Source organism: Chryseobacterium sp. HMWF035 (assembly GCF_003094695.1).
Classification (GTDB): Bacteria; Bacteroidota; Bacteroidia; order Flavobacteriales; family Weeksellaceae; genus Chryseobacterium; species Chryseobacterium gambrini.
In genome coordinates this window covers 51,910-70,619 of record NZ_QEHP01000074.1, presented here as the reverse complement: position 1 = coordinate 70,619, position 18,710 = coordinate 51,910, and the positions used below count along the sequence as shown (strand labels likewise).

Annotated in this window: 14 protein-coding genes and 1 tRNA gene; 14 read left to right on the top strand and 1 reads right to left on the bottom strand. The window is 37.0% G+C overall.

Annotated features, from left to right (window positions below; translation table 11 throughout):
- The first annotated feature begins 385 nt into the window (after positions 1-385).
- The 3 genes from DD829_RS11845 to DD829_RS11835 all read left to right on the top strand — a co-directional run bounded on the left by DD829_RS11845 (position 386) and on the right by DD829_RS11835 (position 6,103).
- Positions 386-1,627 carry a TolC family protein gene (locus DD829_RS11845; protein ID WP_108411103.1) on the top strand — a complete coding sequence of 414 codons (1,242 nt, stop codon included), beginning with the start codon at positions 386-388 and terminating at the stop codon, positions 1,625-1,627.
- Between the two features lie 2 nt (positions 1,628-1,629).
- Positions 1,630-2,715, top strand: coding sequence for an efflux RND transporter periplasmic adaptor subunit (locus DD829_RS11840; protein WP_108411104.1), 1,086 nt, complete (start codon positions 1,630-1,632; stop codon positions 2,713-2,715).
- A gap of 289 nt (positions 2,716-3,004) precedes the next feature.
- Positions 3,005-6,103, top strand: coding sequence for an efflux RND transporter permease subunit (locus tag DD829_RS11835; protein ID WP_108410803.1), 3,099 nt, complete (start codon positions 3,005-3,007; stop codon positions 6,101-6,103).
- Positions 6,104-6,547: 444 nt separating this feature from the next.
- On the opposite strand, the gene DD829_RS11830 is transcribed toward DD829_RS11835, so the two are convergent.
- Positions 6,548-8,053, bottom strand: a complete 1,506-nt coding sequence (locus DD829_RS11830; protein WP_108409029.1) for a DUF4394 domain-containing protein — start codon at positions 8,051-8,053, stop codon at positions 6,548-6,550.
- Between the two features lie 336 nt (positions 8,054-8,389).
- On the opposite strand from DD829_RS11830, the gene tuf reads away from it, so the two are divergent.
- From tuf to DD829_RS11770, 11 genes are all read left to right on the top strand, one after another.
- Positions 8,390-9,595: an elongation factor Tu gene (gene tuf / locus DD829_RS11825; RefSeq protein ID WP_076390704.1), complete on the top strand. Its 1,206-nt coding sequence runs from the start codon at positions 8,390-8,392 to the stop codon at positions 9,593-9,595.
- Positions 9,596-9,657: 62 nt separating this feature from the next.
- Positions 9,658-9,728: transfer RNA gene (locus tag DD829_RS11820), tRNA-Trp, on the top strand.
- Positions 9,729-9,740: 12 nt separating this feature from the next.
- A complete protein-coding gene (gene secE, locus DD829_RS11815; RefSeq protein WP_076390705.1) occupies positions 9,741-9,947 on the top strand; it encodes a preprotein translocase subunit SecE in 207 nt (68 codons plus the stop codon).
- 22 nt (positions 9,948-9,969) lie between these two features.
- Complete coding sequence (nusG, locus tag DD829_RS11810; protein WP_002976412.1) at positions 9,970-10,512, top strand: transcription termination/antitermination protein NusG; 543 nt, start codon at positions 9,970-9,972, stop codon at positions 10,510-10,512.
- 293 nt (positions 10,513-10,805) lie between these two features.
- Positions 10,806-11,459 carry a hypothetical protein gene (locus DD829_RS11805; RefSeq protein WP_108409028.1) on the top strand — a complete coding sequence of 218 codons (654 nt, stop codon included), beginning with the start codon at positions 10,806-10,808 and terminating at the stop codon, positions 11,457-11,459.
- A gap of 257 nt (positions 11,460-11,716) precedes the next feature.
- On the top strand, positions 11,717-12,163 hold the full coding sequence (rplK, locus tag DD829_RS11795; RefSeq protein ID WP_076390708.1) for a 50S ribosomal protein L11: 447 nt from the start codon (positions 11,717-11,719) through the stop codon (positions 12,161-12,163).
- An 11-nt stretch (positions 12,164-12,174) separates the two neighbouring features.
- A complete protein-coding gene (rplA, locus tag DD829_RS11790) occupies positions 12,175-12,867 on the top strand; it encodes a 50S ribosomal protein L1 (protein WP_027380917.1) in 693 nt (230 codons plus the stop codon).
- Positions 12,868-12,884: 17 nt separating this feature from the next.
- Positions 12,885-13,472, top strand: a complete 588-nt coding sequence (gene rplJ, locus DD829_RS11785; protein WP_108409026.1) for a 50S ribosomal protein L10 — start codon at positions 12,885-12,887, stop codon at positions 13,470-13,472.
- A 45-nt stretch (positions 13,473-13,517) separates the two neighbouring features.
- Positions 13,518-13,886, top strand: coding sequence for a 50S ribosomal protein L7/L12 (rplL, locus tag DD829_RS11780; RefSeq protein ID WP_076390710.1), 369 nt, complete (start codon positions 13,518-13,520; stop codon positions 13,884-13,886).
- A 514-nt stretch (positions 13,887-14,400) separates the two neighbouring features.
- Entirely contained in the window at positions 14,401-15,594 is a 1,194-nt protein-coding gene (locus DD829_RS11775; protein WP_108409025.1) for a hypothetical protein, read from the top strand.
- 30 nt (positions 15,595-15,624) lie between these two features.
- Positions 15,625-18,210: a T9SS type A sorting domain-containing protein gene (locus tag DD829_RS11770; protein ID WP_116547783.1), complete on the top strand. Its 2,586-nt coding sequence runs from the start codon at positions 15,625-15,627 to the stop codon at positions 18,208-18,210.
- The last annotated feature ends 500 nt before the right edge of the window (positions 18,211-18,710 follow it).

Sequence of the window (18,710 nt, the reverse complement as noted above, 5' to 3'; positions counted from 1 at the left end):
AAAACCAAAACAGAAATACAATTAATTGGAAATCAAATAGTTAAATTAAAAAAAACATTATTCAAAATAATAAAAAAAATCTTCCGACCATGACTAGCAGATCTCCTCAATAAGTTCAGTGTGATTTTTGTGAAATAATTTTTTAAATTAATCTAAAAACATTTACGTAATTCGGTTCTTGAGAACGAAAATATTCCCAAAAATTTTAAATAAATCTTTGCAAACATAGCGTTTACATGAATTGAATTAATACTATAATGAACTCATAACTTAATTTAAATGAGAGAATTATGGATTGTTGCTTAACAAATTTAATTTTTTTTTAAGCATTCTTTAAGAGCATTTTAATAGCAGAAAGGCATTTTTGTATCATAAAATCAATAAAATGAACAAATTTGCAGGGCTGTTCATCGTCATTTCCTCATTCATGACGGCACAACAGCAAATGTCGCTTCGGGATTGCGAAGAAGCTTTCCAGAAGAACAATTTACAACTGCTCGCCGAACAGTACAACATCAACATGGCTGATGCAGATATTTTGCAGGCTAAAATCTGGGAACTTCCGCAGCTAAGCGGACAAATCAATGCTTACAACCCCGAAGACAGAAAAGTTTTCGATGCGGGACACGCAAAAGGAGCGCAGGTAACCCAGTTAATTTACATGGGAGGCAAAAAAAAGAATGAAATTGCCTTCGCAAAATCCAATAAAGAACTTGCGCAGCTTCAGTTTGCCCAGCTTTTGGTAGATCTCAAATCCCAACTTCGTTCCACTTACTTTGAACTTTACTACGAAAAACTAAAACTCGACAATACCAATAAGCAATTGGGTTACATGAACGATCTTCTGGCTGCCTACAAAATACAGTCTGCCAAAGGAAATGTTTCGCTGAAAGATGAAGTCCGATTACAGAGTATTGTCATTCAGTTAAATAACGATAAAGTAGGAATCAATAAAAATATTCTTGAATTTGAACAGACTCTGAAACTTCTTACTGGAGTTACTGAAGATATAGAACCGCAGCTTTCCGATTCCGAAGCGAAAGAAATTCTTGCCGCTCAGCCTTTCGGCGATGAAGCGGAACTTCAGAAAAAAGCACTTGAAAACAATGCCGATTATCAATATAATTTAAAATTGATCGACAACAGTAAATTATATGCGCAATGGCAGAAATCTTTAAACGTTCCTGATCTTAATCTCGGAGCAGGGTGGGACCAGAATGGCGGAACTTTCAAAAATGAAGTCAATCTGATGGTCGGAATTCCTCTTCCGCTTTGGAAATCCAATAAAGGAAATATGGATAAAGCGAATTTTGCCATTCAGCAGAATCAGAAAAATGCAGAATTTCAGAAGCTGAATCTCGAAACAAAAGTGCAGTCGGCTTACAAAATCTGGAAAACACAATACGATCAGCTCAGCCAGATTAAATCTACCGATCTTAATAATATGGAACTGGTCTACAATGGGATGCTGAATAATTTCAGGAAAGGCAACATCAGTCTTATTGAATTTACAGACTTTATGGACAGTTACCGCGAAACGGCACTTCAGATTTATGATATGAAAAACGGGATCATGCAGTCTGCAGAAAAATTGAATCAACTAGTACAAACGAAAATCTTCTATTAAACATGAAAAATTATATAATTCCGGTAATTATTGTCCTGTCTGTTTTATCTTGCTCCAAAAAAGAGGAAGAAGCAAAACCGCAGGCAAAAAAAGGTTTTGAACTGAGCAACACCATGCTGAACTCAATCGATTTAGCAAAAGTTGAAAAAAAATATATAGAAGACGATTACAATTTCTACGGAAAGATTTCGGCAGACAAAAACAGCTACATCGATGTCTATCCTTTGGTCGGCGGAAATGTTTTAAGCGTTAATGTTGAACTGGGCGATCATGTAACCAAAGGTCAGGTTCTCGCCACCATACGAAGTACAGAATTGGCGGAAGTGCAGAAAGATGTGAGCGATGCAAAAACAGATTTAGTCGTTGCCCAGAACAATCTTCGCGTTGCCAAAGAAATGTATGAAGGAAAACTGAATACCGAAAGAGATGTACTGGAAGCAAAAAGTCAGCTTCAGAAAGCACAGGATCAGTTGCAGCGGGCAAGTGCAGTGAGTACAGTGTATAATGTAAAAAAAGGAAATATCTACAGCGTTGTTGCGCCAATCAGCGGATATATTGTTCAGAAGAACATCAATAAAGATATGCAGCTCAGAAGCGACCGAAGCGATAATATCTTTGATGTTGCCAATACCACCAACGTTTGGGCAATCATGAACGTTAATGAATCTGATATTGATAAAATCAGCCTCGGAATGAAAGCACAGGTTTCCACATTATCGTATCCGGATAAGGTTTTTGACGGGAAAATTGATAAAATTTTTAAAATCATTGATCCTCAAACCAATGCGATGCAGGCGAGAGTGGTGCTTGATAATCAGAATGGATTATTAATTCCGGAAAGTAAAGCAACGATAAAAGTATCAAGTTCTGAGAATAAAACAGCACTTACGGTTCCTTCCAAAGCCGTGATTTTTGATGATAACAGAAGTTTTGTGGTGATTTATAAATCCAGAACCGATGTAAAAGTGAAAGAAATAAAAGTTCTGAAACAGGTAGGAGACGTTACTTACATTTCCGAAGGTCTATCCGAGGGAGAACAGGTAATCACAAACAATCAGTTGTTGATTTACCGCTCTTTAAATAACTGATTTTATTTAAACCATTAAGATTTTAATTAAGAAGTTAAGTTGAATTAAGAAAATTTTAGACATCGGTTTTTAAAATCTTTTACAAGTCACTTAATAATTCTTAACTCCTTACATATCCTTAATGGTTAAAATCAAAAGATCTTCGCTGAGTGAATAGTTTATGCTGAGCTTGTCGAAGCACCTTTGCAAACGTAAAAACATATGGTTTGTCAAAAAAGTTTCGCGCTCCTTGCGTTAAAAACAAAAGAAAACAAATTCAACGACTTTTTTAGGTCAAAAAAAATCCATCATGAACAAATTCATTAAAAATATCATTGCTTTTTCGTTAAAAAATAAAGCATTCACCTTTATTTGGGTAGCGATTCTGGCGGTTTCGGGATTCATAAGTTTCAAGAACATGCCCATTGAAGCCTTTCCCGATGTTACCAATACCCAAATTGTCATTATTACTCAATGGAACGGGAGAAGTGCCGAAGAAGTAGAACGTTTCGTTACCACACCTATTGAACTCGCAATGAGTCCGGTTCAGAAGAAAACCAGTGTAAGAAGTACCACGATGTTCGGACTTTCTATTGTTAAAATTCTTTTTGACGATGGAGTAGACGATATTTTTGCCAGAAATCAGGTCAATAATCAGCTTCGGACGGTGAGTCTTCCTGATGAAGTGGATCCCGAAGTTCAGCCGCCTTACGGACCCACCGGAGAAATTTTCAGGTATACTTTACAGAGCAAAACCAAAGATTCCAGAGAACTGTTAACCTTACAAAACTGGGTAATCGACCGTGCTTTGAGAGGAGTTCCCGGTGTTGCAGACATCAACGTTTTCGGAGGTCAGGACAAAGTGTTCGAATTAAGCATCGATCCGAGAGCATTAGATAAATACAATTTAACGCCGCTTCAGGTATATGATGCCGTTACAAAAAGTAATTTGAATGTCGGTGGTGATGTTATTGAGAAAAACGGACAGGCTTATGTGGTGCGTGGAATCGGTTTGGTGAAATCTGTTGCCGATATCGGAAATATTACCATCCAGAACGACAGCGGAAACCCTGTTCTCGTTAAAAATGTTGCAGAAGTACACGAAAGCTCGATGCCAAGAGTAGGACAGGCGGGACTCAATCATCAGGAAGACACTGTTGAAGGAATTGTCGTGATGCGGAAAGGAGAAAATCCGCGTGAAGTTTTGGTCGGCGTAAAAGCAAAGATTAAAGAACTCAACGAAAAAGTGCTGCCGAAAGATGTAAAAATGGTCACTTTTTATGACCGTGATAACCTCATGGATTTCACCACGCACACTGTAATGCACAACCTTATTGAAGGAATTGTTCTGGTTACCGTGATTGTTTTGATTTTCATGGCAGACTGGAGAACAACGCTTATCGTTTCCATCATCATTCCTTTATCCTTATTATTTGCCTTTTTATGTCTGAAACTCGCGGGAATGAGCGCAAATTTACTTTCACTCGGAGCGGTAGATTTCGGAATTATCATTGACGGAGCGGTCGTCATGGTGGAGGGACTTTTTGTGATGCTCGACCATAAAGCCCACAAATACGGTGATGAAAAATTCAATAAACTGGCAAAAGCAGGCTGGATCAAACAGACCGGAACAGGTCTTGGAAAAGCTATCTTCTTTTCAAAACTCATCATTATTACTTCCCTGATCCCGATTTTCTCATTCCAGAAAGTGGAAGGAAAAATGTTTTCGCCATTGGCTTTTACGTTAGGTTTTGCTTTAATGGGCGCTTTGATTTTCACTTTAACGCTCGTTCCGGTACTTTCGCACATTCTTTTAAATAAAAATGTAAAGGAAAAAAATAATCCGTTCGTGAATTTCTGGGACAGAATTGTTTTAAAAGGATTCAATTTTACCTTTAAACATAAAAAGCTCAGCTTAATTGTTTCTCTGTCGTTTTTAGCCGTGACTTTATTTTCAGGCAAATTTTTAGGAACCGAATTTTTACCGCAGTTAAATGAAGGTTCATTGTGGATTACCGCCGAAATGCCGATGAGTTCATCATTAAAAGAATCTTTAAATACAGCCGATCTTCTTAAAAAAGACATCATGAGTTTTCCGGAAGTTACGGATGTTCTCGCACAGACGGGAAGAAGTAATGACGGAACCGACCCGAATGGTTTTGGGTTCGTACAGTTTGCCGTGAATCTTAAACCCAAAGAAGAATGGAAACGGAACATCACCTATGAAGAACTGATTGAAGAAATCGATAAAAAATTAAGAAATTATCAGGGAATTACATTCAATTATTCCCAGCCGATTTCAGACAATGTGGCTGAAGCAGTAGCCGGTTTCAAGGCAGAAAACGGAATTAAAATTTACGGAGATAATCTTCAGACTTTGGATATACTTGCCGAAAAAGTTTTAAAAGAGGTAAAGGATATTAAAGGCGTAAAAGATGCCGGAATCATTAAAAATATCGGTCAGCCGGAAGTAAGCGTAGTCCTCGACAGGGATAAAATGGCGGCTTACGGAGTAATGCCCGATGATGCGCAGTCGGTTCTTGAGATGGCTTTCGGAGGTAAGACCGCTTCGGAAATGTTTGATGGCGAAAGAAAATTCCCGATCCGTCTCCGTTATTCGCAGGAGTACAGGAAGGATGAAAATGATATTGCAGCCTTAATGGTTCCTACACAGGACGGTGCTAAAATTCCGTTAAAAGAAATCAGCACGATTGAAAAAGACAACGGAGCTGCATTTATTTACAGAGATGATATTAAAAGATACATCGGGATTAAATTTTCCATCCGCGACCGTGATTTGGGAAGTACGATTGCCGATGCGCAGAAAGCTGTTTCTAAAATTGATCTTCCGGACGGATATTCTGTAGGATGGACCGGTCAGTTTGAAAATCAGCAGAGAGCTTCAAAACGATTGACGCAGGTTGTTCCGATCAGTATTTTAGGAATTTTCTTCCTTTTATTTATCCTTTTCGGAAATATAAAAGATTCTTTACTGGTTTTGGCAAACGTACCTTTTGCTTTAATTGGCGGAATTATCGCATTGCACGTTACCGGAATTAATTTTGGAATTTCAGCCGGAGTGGGAATGATTGCCCTTTTGGGAATCTGTATTCAGAACGGAGTCATCCTCATCACAGAATTTCATCAGAATGTTAAAAACGGAATGGATCTGGACAGCTCACTGCTGAATGGGGTGAAATCCAGAACGCGTCCTGTGATTATGACGGCTTTAATGGCATCCATCGGATTAATGCCTGCTGCTTTATCCACAGGAATCGGATCGGAATCTCAAAAACCTTTGGCAATCGTCATTATCGGCGGATTAATAACGGCAACTGTTTTAACCCTGCTGATTTTCCCGATTATTTTCTGGATTTTCAACCGAACTAAAAAATCTCAACAGATCTGATCATTTCTTTCAATTATATTTTAAACTCATTTTAAATTTAAGCGCAAGAGAGACAAAAGACTTTATTGGATTTATTTAAAGTATTTCAAAAGCCTGCAAAGAGAAAAAATCTTTGATTTTTTTAACTTATGTGCTCTTTTTTCCATTTAAGTAGTAAACTTAAACAACTAAAGGGTTACAATCTTTTGCATCTTTTGCGATAAAAAAAATTTAGACAAGTTTTACTTTAACCTTTTATTTAACCACAGGTGGCAAAAGATATTTAAATAAGATAACTAAAACTTTAAAGAAAGAGTTTATGTTTTCTTTTCTTTACCTTAATAATAAACTATCAATATATTTTCGAAATCTTTTGCCTTTGCGGCTAATAAACATTCGGTTAAAAAAGAATCGCGGAAAACTTTGTTTTCCGCGATTCTCGCTATTGAAATAATTATTATGAGTTTAGAATCCTAATCCCACAGCAAAACCTCTTACTGTATTGGGGAAATCTGAAACCGCAGTGGCGGCTCCTGTTGAAGTATTAATGCTGTATACTTTTGTTGCCGTTCCTACTGTTGCCAGTAAATACGCTTTTTGGCTCATGCTTCCGATATCGAAACCGTTTGCGCTGGTAATATTGATTCCTAAAGAACCTGTCTCTACCAGAGTTCCGTTGTTCGGTGGATTTTGTTGATACAATTTGTCTGTATTATGATCGATAACGAATAAAGTTGTTGAAGTAGCTCCTGCAAAATTATTGGTATAAGCAGCCGCTCCGATCATCGGAGTTCCCGGATTCAGCATTCCGTCTGCTGCCGTTATTCCGCCTGTTACAGGATCAAGACGAAGATTTTGTCCCGTGTTGCTCACGACTCTGATTTTATCAACGGTTGGATTAAAATCAAATCCGAAATCTGTTCCGGCAAGTAACGTTGCAAAAGGAGAAGTTCCCACTGCAGTTGCAGCTCCTGTTCCTAAGTTAATTGTATAGAGTCTGCTTGAACTTCCCAAAGCATAAAGCTGTCCGTTTAACGGTCTGAAATCTATTCCTAAAATACTTTCACCACTCTGAAGTCCCGTAATTCCCTTTGAAACCGGCATCGGACTGTTCGGATTGAAGATCTGAAGGTTGTTTGAATTATCCACCGCATAAGCAACCGGTTCTGTAGGAATCGCAAGATCAATGATCTGTTGCTGAAGCATACCGATGTTGGTTGCTTTACCTGTATTCAGATCTAATAAATGCAGATTATTATTTAAAGCTAATAAAGCAACGCTGTTATCATATTTAATGTCAAAAGCAGCCTGTCCTATAAAAGTAGTTCCCAAACTTCCGACTTCTACCAGTGTTCCGTTGTTAGGCGGATCCTGCTTAAATAACTTTCCTGAAGTCATATCAATATCATACAGAACTGTGCTTGAAGCTCCGGATTTGCTGTTCGTATAAGCAACTCCCGCTACAGAAGGAGTTCCGCCTCCGTTAATGTTCATATCGGTTGCCGCAACCGCTCCTGTTTCCGGATGAAGCCTTAAATTCTGTCCCGTATTGCTCACCAAACGGATTCTATCCACAGTGGGGTTAAAATCAATCGAAGCAATCGTTCCTGAAACAGCCGGTGAAAATGCCGATGTACTTACCGCTCTTGCTGAAGCATTGGATGTGTTGATGATGTACAGTTTGCTTGCATTGGATAACGCATAAAGCTCTCCCGTGGCAGGTCTGAAATCGATACTCATCAGTTTTTCTCCGGAAACAACTCCCGAAACTGCCGTTTTAGAACTGAACATTTTAGGATTGTTGGCGTTGAAAGCCACAAGCTCATTGTTCGCCGTAAGTCCGTACGCCATAAGATCGGGGCCCTGTACCGGCATATTCATGTCCATCGACATCATATCGTCGGAATCATCGCATGAAAAAAGGATGGTAATGCTAAACAGTACGGTACATAAATGTAATAATTTTCTCATAATATATTATTTTTAATGGTTCGTAATTCTATCTACGATAAAAGATAAATTATGGTTTTGGCGTACTGTAATTTTTTCTGAATATTATTCTTTAGTCAATTTTATTGTATTCATAATTAAAGAGATAGTTTATTATTTGGCCAAAAGGTGTACCGCTGATTTTCTAAATTGAGAAAAATGTGTAAATTTGCAATCTCAATACATTGAAATATAAGGTTTGTACTTCATTGGATTTGAATATTGAAACTTTTTTTAATAAAAAGGTTTTGGTATTTAAAAATTCATTATATTTGCACACCGAAAATTTGAAAAACAATAAATAAATAATTTTAAATCATGGCAAAGGAAACGTTTAATCGTAACAAACCACACTTGAACATTGGTACTATTGGTCACGTTGACCATGGTAAAACTACTCTTACAGCTGCTATTTCTGCTGTATTAGCTAGCAAAGGTCTTGCTGAGAAAAAAGACTTCTCTGCAATTGACTCTGCTCCAGAAGAAAAAGAAAGAGGTATTACTATCAATACAGCTCACATCGAATACGAAACTGAAAAAAGACACTATGCTCACGTTGACTGCCCAGGTCACGCGGATTACGTAAAGAACATGGTAACAGGTGCTGCTCAGATGGACGGAGCTATCGTGGTATGTGCTGCGACTGACGGACCAATGCCTCAAACAAGAGAACACATTCTACTTTGCCGTCAGGTAAACGTACCAAGAATCGTTGTTTTCATGAATAAAGTTGACATGGTAGATGATGCTGAGTTATTAGAGCTTGTTGAAATGGAGCTTAGAGACTTATTATCTACTTATGAATTCGACGGAGATAACTCTCCAGTAATCCAAGGTTCTGCTCTTGGTGCACTTACTGCTGCTACAGAAGGTAATTCTGATGACAAGTGGTTCAAGTCTGTAGAGCAATTGATGGATGCTGTTGACGAGTGGATCGAAGAGCCAACAAGAGATACAGATAAGCCATTCTTGATGCCAATCGAAGACGTATTCTCTATTACAGGTAGAGGTACTGTAGCAACTGGTAGAATCGAGGCTGGTATCATCAACACTGGTGATCCTGTAGATATCGTAGGTATGGGTGATGAAAAATTAACTTCTACAATTACAGGGGTTGAGATGTTCAGAAAAATCCTAGACAGAGGTGAAGCTGGAGATAACGTAGGTCTATTGTTGAGAGGTATTGAAAAAACTGACATCAAGAGAGGTATGGTTATCGCTAAGAAAGACTCTGTGAAGCCGCACAAAAAATTCAAAGCATCTGTTTATATCCTTTCTAAAGAAGAAGGTGGACGTCACACTCCATTCCACAACAAATACCGTCCTCAGTTCTACGTAAGAACTACTGACGTTACAGGTGAGATCTTCTTACCAGAAGGTGTAGAAATGGTAATGCCTGGTGATAACTTAGAGATCACTGTAGAATTGTTACAGCCAATCGCTCTTAACGAGGGTCTTAGATTCGCGATCAGAGAAGGTGGTAGAACAGTTGGTTCAGGTCAGGTAACTGAAATCTTAGACTAATCATCTAACACAATATAAAAGCTTCCGCAGGGAACTTTCTTTACGGAAGCTTTTTTTTAACTACGGGCATCGTCCAATGGTAGGATACCGGTCTCCAAAACCGTTGATCAGGGTTCGAATCCTTGTGCCCGTGCAAATAACAATTATGAGTTCATTTGTCGATTTTTTAAAAGGTTCTTATAACGAATTCAGACATAAAGTTGAATGGCCGAAGTGGTCTGATCTGCAATCTTCTACAATTGTAGTAACTGTTGCAACAGTAATTTTGGCGTTATTTACTTTTGGAGTTGATGAATTGTTTTCTAAAGCAATCAGCAACATCATTGGAATGCTAATCAACTTGTTCAATTAATAATAAAAGTATTTTCCCAATAATGAGCGAATTGAAATGGTATGTGCTGAAAGCGATCAGCGGACAGGAAAATAAAGTGAAAAACTACATTGAGACGGAAATCAAACGTTTAGGGTTTGAACAGTACGTTACTCAGGTAGTTATTCCTATGGAAAAGGTTATTCAGATAAGAAACGGTAAAAAAGTTCCTAAAGAAAGACCTTACTATCCTGGATACTTAATGATTGAAGCTGATTTGATGGGAGAGATTCCTCACGTTATAAAAAATATTCCGGGAGTTATTTCATTCCTAAGTTTAACAAAAGGAGGAGATCCTGTTCCAATGAGAAAATCGGAGGTAAACAGAATGCTTGGAAGAATGGATGAACTTTCCGAGTTTGCAAGCGATGTTGAAATTCCTTATGTAGTGGGCGAAAACGTTAAAGTAATAGACGGACCATTCAACGGATTCAACGGAACCGTAGAAAAAATTCTGGAAGATAAAAAGAAAATAGAAGTTTCTGTTTTGATCTTTGGTAGAAAAACTCCAATGGAGCTTAGCTACATGCAGGTAGAAAAAGTATAATATTTACTTAAGAGTATAAAAATCAAGACCGCTTAAAGCGGTCTTTTTTCGTTCTACTATCATAAGCTGATTCTGATCAGTAAAATTTAATCTATATCTTTTTTTAGGGATTAATTGTTTTTACAGTATAATTTTAATGTAAATTTTTAATATTGAGTATTTTTTAATATAAATGGATTTGTATTGTGTATTTCATTAATATTTTAATTAAAAATTGAATATTTATTTAATTTTGGTCATTTTTGCTTTGTTTTTTGTTAAATATTGTGTTAACTTTGGTTTAAAACAAATATATGAGAAACATCATTATTTTTTCACTTTGCAGTTTTTTTGCAAATGCACAAGTAGGGGTTAATACAATATCTCCTTCCAGAACCTTAGATGTTAACGGTACCTTAAGAGTAAGAACCCAAGCCGATCAGTCTTCAAATAGTTCTTATGATAATGTGATGATTTCCGATGCGAATGGAAACGTAGACTATGTAAAAAAGAATCTTCTTAATCAGCAGATGACACAATTATTCAGCCTAACTACTTTACCCAGTGTTAATGTTGGGGGCAGTGGTGCAGTTAGTCCTGTAAGTATCAGTAACCAATCTGTTACGTTAACTAAACCGGCATTTGTAATCATCAATTATTCTGTACCTGTTACATTATCAGCTGCTGCTTCAGACGGCAGAATGAAATTGTTAAGAACACATCTGAACGTTGATGGAACCAATGTTGTTAGATCTTCCAATGCATATACCAATAGTACATCTACTGGGACTAACCTCACCGGAATTTTTTATAATACCGGAAGTTATATAACTTTACTGGGTGCGGGAACACACAGTATTGAGATTTTGGGTACATGCTTTGACTTTGCAGCAGCGGCTAACTGCGTTCAGGGAGGTAATTTTTCCGGAACTTCTTTTCAGGCGCATGCAATGTATAATGATTATTAATTCAATTAAAGTTAAAATTCTTTACTATAAGGAGTATGGGTTATCCTATACTCCTTATATTTTGCGGTAGAGTTAAATTGTGATGTGAAAAATAATTTATTAAATCTTTCTAAAAATCAATCTATTCCGTTTGCTATTTCAAAAATATTTCATAATTTTGCAGTCCGAAAAGTAGGATTATCTAAGGTGAGAATGGATAACCTGCTGAATAATAATGCTTCCAAACTCATTAATTATTCAAATTTAAAAAACAAACAATGGCTAAAAAAGTCTTTAAAATGGTAAAACTTCAGGTGAAAGGTGGCGCAGCTAACCCTTCTCCACCAGTAGGTCCAGCATTGGGTTCTGCAGGTGTGAACATCATGGAGTTTTGTAAGCAATTTAACGGAAGAACTCAAGATAAGCCAGGACAAGTTTTACCTGTAGTAATTACAGTATACGAAGACAAATCTTTTGAATTCGTTATTAAAACTCCTCCTGCAGCAATTCAGTTAATGGATGCGGCTAAGATCAAGGGTGGTTCCGGAGAACCGAACAGAAACAAAGTAGGTGCTGTAACTTGGGCTCAGGTTCAAAAGATTGCTGAAGATAAAATGGCAGACCTTAACTGCTTTACAATGGATTCAGCTGTTTCTATGGTTGCAGGTACTGCAAGATCTATGGGATTAAGAGTAACAGGAACTAAACCAACTTTTAACGCTTAAAACTTAAAGAAATGGCAAAATTAACTAAGAAGCAAAAAGAAGCTTTAAGCAAAGTAGAAAAAGGAAGAATCTATAACCTTGAAGAAGGTTCAGCTCTTGTAAAAGAAGTAAACACTGCAAAGTTTGATGCTTCTGTAGACATCGCTGTAAGATTAGGGGTAGATCCAAGAAAAGCAAACCAAATGGTAAGAGGTGTTGTATCTCTTCCTCACGGAACTGGTAAAGATGTTAAAGTTTTGGCTTTAGTAACTCCAGATAAAGAAGCAGAAGCTAAAGAAGCGGGTGCTGACTATGTAGGTCTTGATGAATATCTACAAAAAATCAAAGATGGTTGGACTGATGTTGACGTTATCGTAACAATGCCGGCTGTAATGGGTAAATTAGGACCATTGGGTAGAGTATTAGGACCAAGAGGTTTAATGCCAAACCCTAAATCAGGTACTGTAACTATGGAAATTGGTAAAGCAGTAACTGAAGTGAAAGCTGGTAAAATTGATTTCAAAGTTGATAAATACGGTATTATCCACGCTGGTATTGGTAAAGTATCTTTCGATGCTGCTAAAATCAAGGAAAATGCTCAGGAATTGATCTCTACTTTGATCAAAATGAAGCCAACTGCTGCGAAAGGTACTTATGTGAAGTCGATTTATCTTTCTTCTACAATGAGTCCTGGTATTGCAATCGATACTAAATCTGTTAACTAATTATAAATCCTAAGACAATGACAAAAGACCAAAAAGTTGTAGCAATACAAGAGATCAAAGATTTGCTTCAGGATGCTAAAGTAGTTTACGTTGCAGATCTACAAGGTTTGAACGCAGGTAAATCTTCTGACTTCAGAAGACAGGCTTTCAAGCAAAATATCAAAGTAAAAGTAGTTAAAAATACACTTTTACAAAAAGCAATGGAGCAAATCGAAGGAGTAGATTACTCCGAGATGTTCCAGTCTTTCAAAGGAAATTCAGCAATTATGATTTCTGAGACTGCAAGTGCTCCTGCAAAATTAATCAGAGATTTCAGAAAGAAAGAAGAGAAGCCGGCGTTAAAGTCTGCTTTCGTTCAGGAAACTTTCTATCTTGGTGACAATAACCTAGAAATGTTGGCTAACATCAAGTCTAGAGAAGAAATGATCGGTGAAATCATCGGATTACTTCAGTCTCCAATCCAGAGAGTTGTTTCTGCTCTTCAAAACAAACCTGAGACAGTAGAAGCTAAAGCTGAAGAAGCTGCACCTGCAGTAGAAGAAGCTCCGGCTGCTGAAACTCCGGAAACTCCAGCTGCTGAAGGAGAAGCTCCAGCTGCTGAATAATTTACACTCAAAAAATAATCAATAATCAACAAAAACATTACAACAATGTCAGATTTAAAAAATTTAGCTGAAACGCTAGTAAACTTAACAGTAAAAGACGTAAACGAATTAGCTGCTATCCTTAAGGATGAGTACGGAATTGAACCAGCTGCTGCTGCAGTAGTAGTTGCTGCAGGAGGTGCAGGTGAAGCTGCTGAAGAAAAGACTGAATTCGACGTAATTCTTAAGTCTGCAGGTGCTTCTAAATTAGCGATCGTTAAATTAGTAAAAGATTTAACTGGTGCTGGTCTTAAAGAAGCTAAAGACATCGTAGACGGTGCTCCGGCTCCATTGAAGCAAGGTGTGTCTAAAGACGAAGCTGAAGCTCTTAAGAAGCAATTAGAAGAAGCTGGTGCTGAAGTAGAATTGAAATAATTCCAGTTTACTTTAAAAATATTAAGCCTGAACATTTTGTTCAGGCTTTTTTATTGTTTATCTGCTTTGCTTATGATTATTCATAATCAATTATGTAATCAATTTGTTTATATATAAATTTATATTGTTGATTAATTTGTAATTTTAAGATACTTTAAATAAATATTATTTGTTAAATTGTAATTTTATTTAAATTATTTAACGATAAATAATATTTTAATTGAAAATGTAGTATATTTGTAATCTCAAAAACACACACAACTTTGGATACAAATTATTTTCTTTTAGGGATTTACGTCCCGATTATGCTTTACGGCATTATACTCATTCGGATTAATAAAAAAGCTAAGTTTTTATCTTTAAGTCCGGCTCCTTTTAACAATTCTAAATTTTTCAGGAAAAACAAACAATAAATTAGCCAATACATTATTGATTAGCTATTATATTGTCAGGTTCATCTTTGTACCTGAAGATTCATTTCATTTATTCTTAAAAAAACTACAAATATTCTAAAATGAAAAACAAATTATTCGGATTGTCAGCACTGGCAATTTTTGGATGCATGGTAAACGCGCAGGTAGGTATTAATACTAATCTGGGACAGGCAACTCTGGATGTAGTCGGCTCGCCTTCAGTTTCAAGTAAGCTTGATGGAATTATTGCGCCGAGGCTTACAGGAGATCAGCTTCGTTCAAAAAGTTATACGACGGCTCAGACAGGCGCTTTGGTGTATGTGACCGCTGCCGATACTGCTCCGGCGGCTCAGACGGTTAATGTGGTTAATGCAGGATATTATTATTTTGATGGATCTGTATGGATTCAGGTAAATCAGCCACAGCCTTCCGGCTGGAAAATTACTGGAAATTCAGGAACAACAGCTACTGCGGCAAGTTTGGGAACTGCAGTCTCTTCCGGTAACTTTTTAGGAACAACAGATAGTCAGAGCTTAGTTTTAGCAACAAACAATACGGTAAAAGCAATTCTCGATGTTAATGGAAATCTGAGAGGCGGAAATTCTAATGCTTCCTCGCCTTATGCATCGGTTTCATGGGGATCAAACAATACATTATCAAACAATACATCATCAAATATCGCTTTAGGAAGAGAAAATACCGTTGCTGCACAGGCGGCTAATTTTCCGGGAGTGGCAATCGGAGCTACAAATAGCGCCTTAAGTGGAGCAAAAATAATAGGAAACAACAATTTTGCAACAGGAGCCAATGCCATTGTTTTGGGAAATAATAACGGAACATCAGGAACTAATGTCAGTGGAATTAATATTGGGAATTCCAATGTGAATTCCGGAGGTTTTGCTTTTGGGGCAGGAAATAATGTAACGAGCAATAATTACGCATTTGGAAGTGCCAATGTTGCAAGTGGAGCAGCCGGTTCAATTGCCTTCGGGAATAGTGCCAGTGCAACCATAGCCAACCAGACCGTTTATGGAAATATTAGCCATGCTTTTTCCGGACAGGGCTTGATTGGAACCGCAATTACAGACGTCGGAGTGAATATGACTCCAAACGGAACCAATATTCCTGATCTTGAAATCAGTAAAGGAATTTTAATTAAAGCAACCGGTGTTCCAGTAACTTCAGACTGTAATGCAAGTAATGAAGGAACCATTGTTTATGGCAAATCAGGAAATACAGGAAACTTTTACGGATGTAAAATTTCCGCAGGAGTTTACGCGTGGCAACAACTTTAAAAAAATACACAAACTTAAAATCAATTAAAAATGACAAAAAAATTATTTGCGAAAATTACAGCTTTTCTCATGCTGTTTCTGCTGTCTGTGAAGATTTTCGGACAGGGTTACACTCCGATTCGGGGAATGGGAGTGGAAGCAAAACCGCTGAATGCAAACGGAATATGTCTGGCTTGTTACAGCGGAAGTATAAATCCTCTTATTGATGCCAATTTGGATAACAGCGTTAGTATGGGAAGCTTTACCACTTTGGTAAGCGGAAACGGAGTTTCTGTTAGAAATACAAATACAACCTATCCTGCAGGATACATTACAGGTTTTAATGTAGATTTAGGAACCAGCGTTTTTACGGCAAGTCTTTTAAGCAATTTAAGAATCAGTACCTATAAAGCAGGAGTTCTTCAGGAATCTTCAAATAATACTACTTTATTGTCTGTTCCGGCATTCGGAGGAACAAAAACAAGAATTTTCCTTCATTTTAAAACTACTAAAAATTTTGATGAAGTAAGACTGTATCAGGTTAATGCTCTTTCTCTATTCAGTGCCCTGAATATTTATTATGCATTTGCTTTTGATCCGACTAAAGTTCCTGTAGATAATAATGGCATCTGTGATGATATTATTGCAGGAAATGGTGTAGACGGAAATGTTTCCGGAAGCAGCAGCTTTTTAGCACCACTTTCTTATGTAAATGACAGAGCAAAGATTGGTGACGGAGATAAAAGTTCTTACGGCTCCATCGTTTTACCGGCAGGTTTGTTAGGTTCATACTCTGTAGGTGTTTTAGATAAAAACCAGGTTTATCCAGCAGGAAATAAAGCAGGTTTTGTTATTGAACCGGATGATCAGGGTAAATTGCTAAGCGCTGAGTTCTTGAAAAATATAACGATTGAGACCTATTTATTCGGGCAGCTGCAGGATTCTAAAAACTTATTTGATGGAGGCGGACTGATTAATATCAAAGTATTAAGATTCGGTTCCAATAAACAGAAAATTTCCCTCAATACAACCAAGCCTTTTAATGAAGTAAGACTAAAAATCACTCAGACTGTAGGAGTGAATTTCGGAGCTTTAAAAGTGTTTTATGCCTTTGAAGAGCCTCAAGGCTGCGATTGTAATGAATATATCCAGACTTCAGGAACTTCAAGACTGGGAGAAATTGTACAGGGAGCTTCATGGACGGGAGCTTCGGGAACAATTTTAGGATTAACCAATATTACCAACACAGGAAACGTAGTAGATAACAACACCAATAATTTTGCAACGGTAAATTTATCTCCGATCAATTTACTAATTCCCACAGTTAGGTTAACGGTTAAAAGCAATACAGGAGAATATCCTGCCGGAACTTTTGGAGGTTTTACCTTAACGAAAAGTGCCAATTTATTCACGATAAATGCATTAGATTATATCACCATTACTTTCTATAAAGGGACAACGGTAACAGAATCCAGAACTTCCGGTGGATTATTCAGCGGACAGTTTATTACTTCGGCTTCCAATCAGTTTTACGTAGGTTTTACGGCAACAAAAGCGTTTGACAGGATGAAAATTGAGATCAATCCGGGAATAGGAATCACTCTGGCGCAGCAATACTACATTTATAATGCATTTGTTCAGCTTGATGATGATCAGGATGGTGTTCCGAACTGTAACGATAAATGTCCGAACGGAAACGACAGTATTGATAACAACGGAAACGGTATTCCGGATTGTGCAGAAGGATGTTCTGTGGTAAATGATAAATCTTCTGCTATAGACAGCGATGGAGATGGCGTTGCAGATGCTTGCGATAATGATTCTGACAATGACGGTATTCCTGATGCATGGGAGGATCTTAACGCAAACGGAAAATTTGAAGATGATGACGTAGACGGAAACAAACTGGTGATTGCTGAACTGGGAGACGGAATTTCAAGTTACCTTGATCTTGATTCTGATAACGACGGTATTTTAGATTTATTTGAATCTGGAATTCCAACTTCGGTGATTGATCAGATCGATGCAGATCACAACGGGATTATCGACAGCGGTGTTGCAACAGGAAATAACGGGATTGCGGATATTCTGGAAACATCTCCGGATTCAGGAACCATGAAATATCCTTTAAAAAATACAGATGGAGACGATAAACCGGATTTTGTAGATCTTAAATCCAATAATGTAGACTTCGATCTTTATACCATCGGAAAAGATAATCTGGATGATCTTGGAGAAGGATTTATTTCGAGAATAAATGATGCGGATGCAGATGGAATTCAGGCGGTTGTAGATACGGATCTTGTTGCGAAAGGTTCGCCTAATTCTCCTCTTTCACCATATTCTTCTTTCGCTAAAAACAGTGGTATAACAGCTAAAGCTTCGGCAGGAGAAGTAAAAACAGTTGCCAATGATGTTAAAGTGTATCCTAATCCTGTAAAGGCGGGTGAAAATTTAAATGTGAAATCTGATGAAGAAGGTACATACACATTGTTTTCAGCTCAGGGACAATTAATCAGCTCAGGTAAATTTTCAGGAAATGCCGAAATCGGTACTTCTTCTTTACCTGCGGGAATGTATATCATAAAAGTAGAAACAAAAACGACTGTAAAATCATACAAAGTTATTGTGAGGTAATTTCAATAAATAAATCGTTTCTGCACATAAGTCATTCGCAAGAATGACTTATGTTTTTAAATATTTGAAAATAAATGTTTTATTGATATTTTTTAACTAACTTTATATAATAAGTATTGCTGTTAAAAAACATCAGATTATTTTCGGTTTCTATCAGTAAATATAGATTATAACAGTATTTTTGAATTTTATAGGCTGTAAAGTCAATTTCAATGATATCTGTTCAGCATCAAAATACAGCTAAATCTTAGGTTATTGTAATTAATTTTAAGATTGAGTTTTTTTTATTAAGGGCGGGTCATCCATATTTTTGGATGACCTTTTTGTTTAACAAATCTATCAAAAGAAAAATCTTATGGAATGAATATGATCTTCCGGATGCAGAATAAAATAATTAACATCTTCAGAATGAAGTTGTTTTATTTGTATATAAAAATAAAATGTTGTAAATTTGCAGCCTCTTTTGGCGCGAATAATTGTTTGTAAATCTATAAAATATT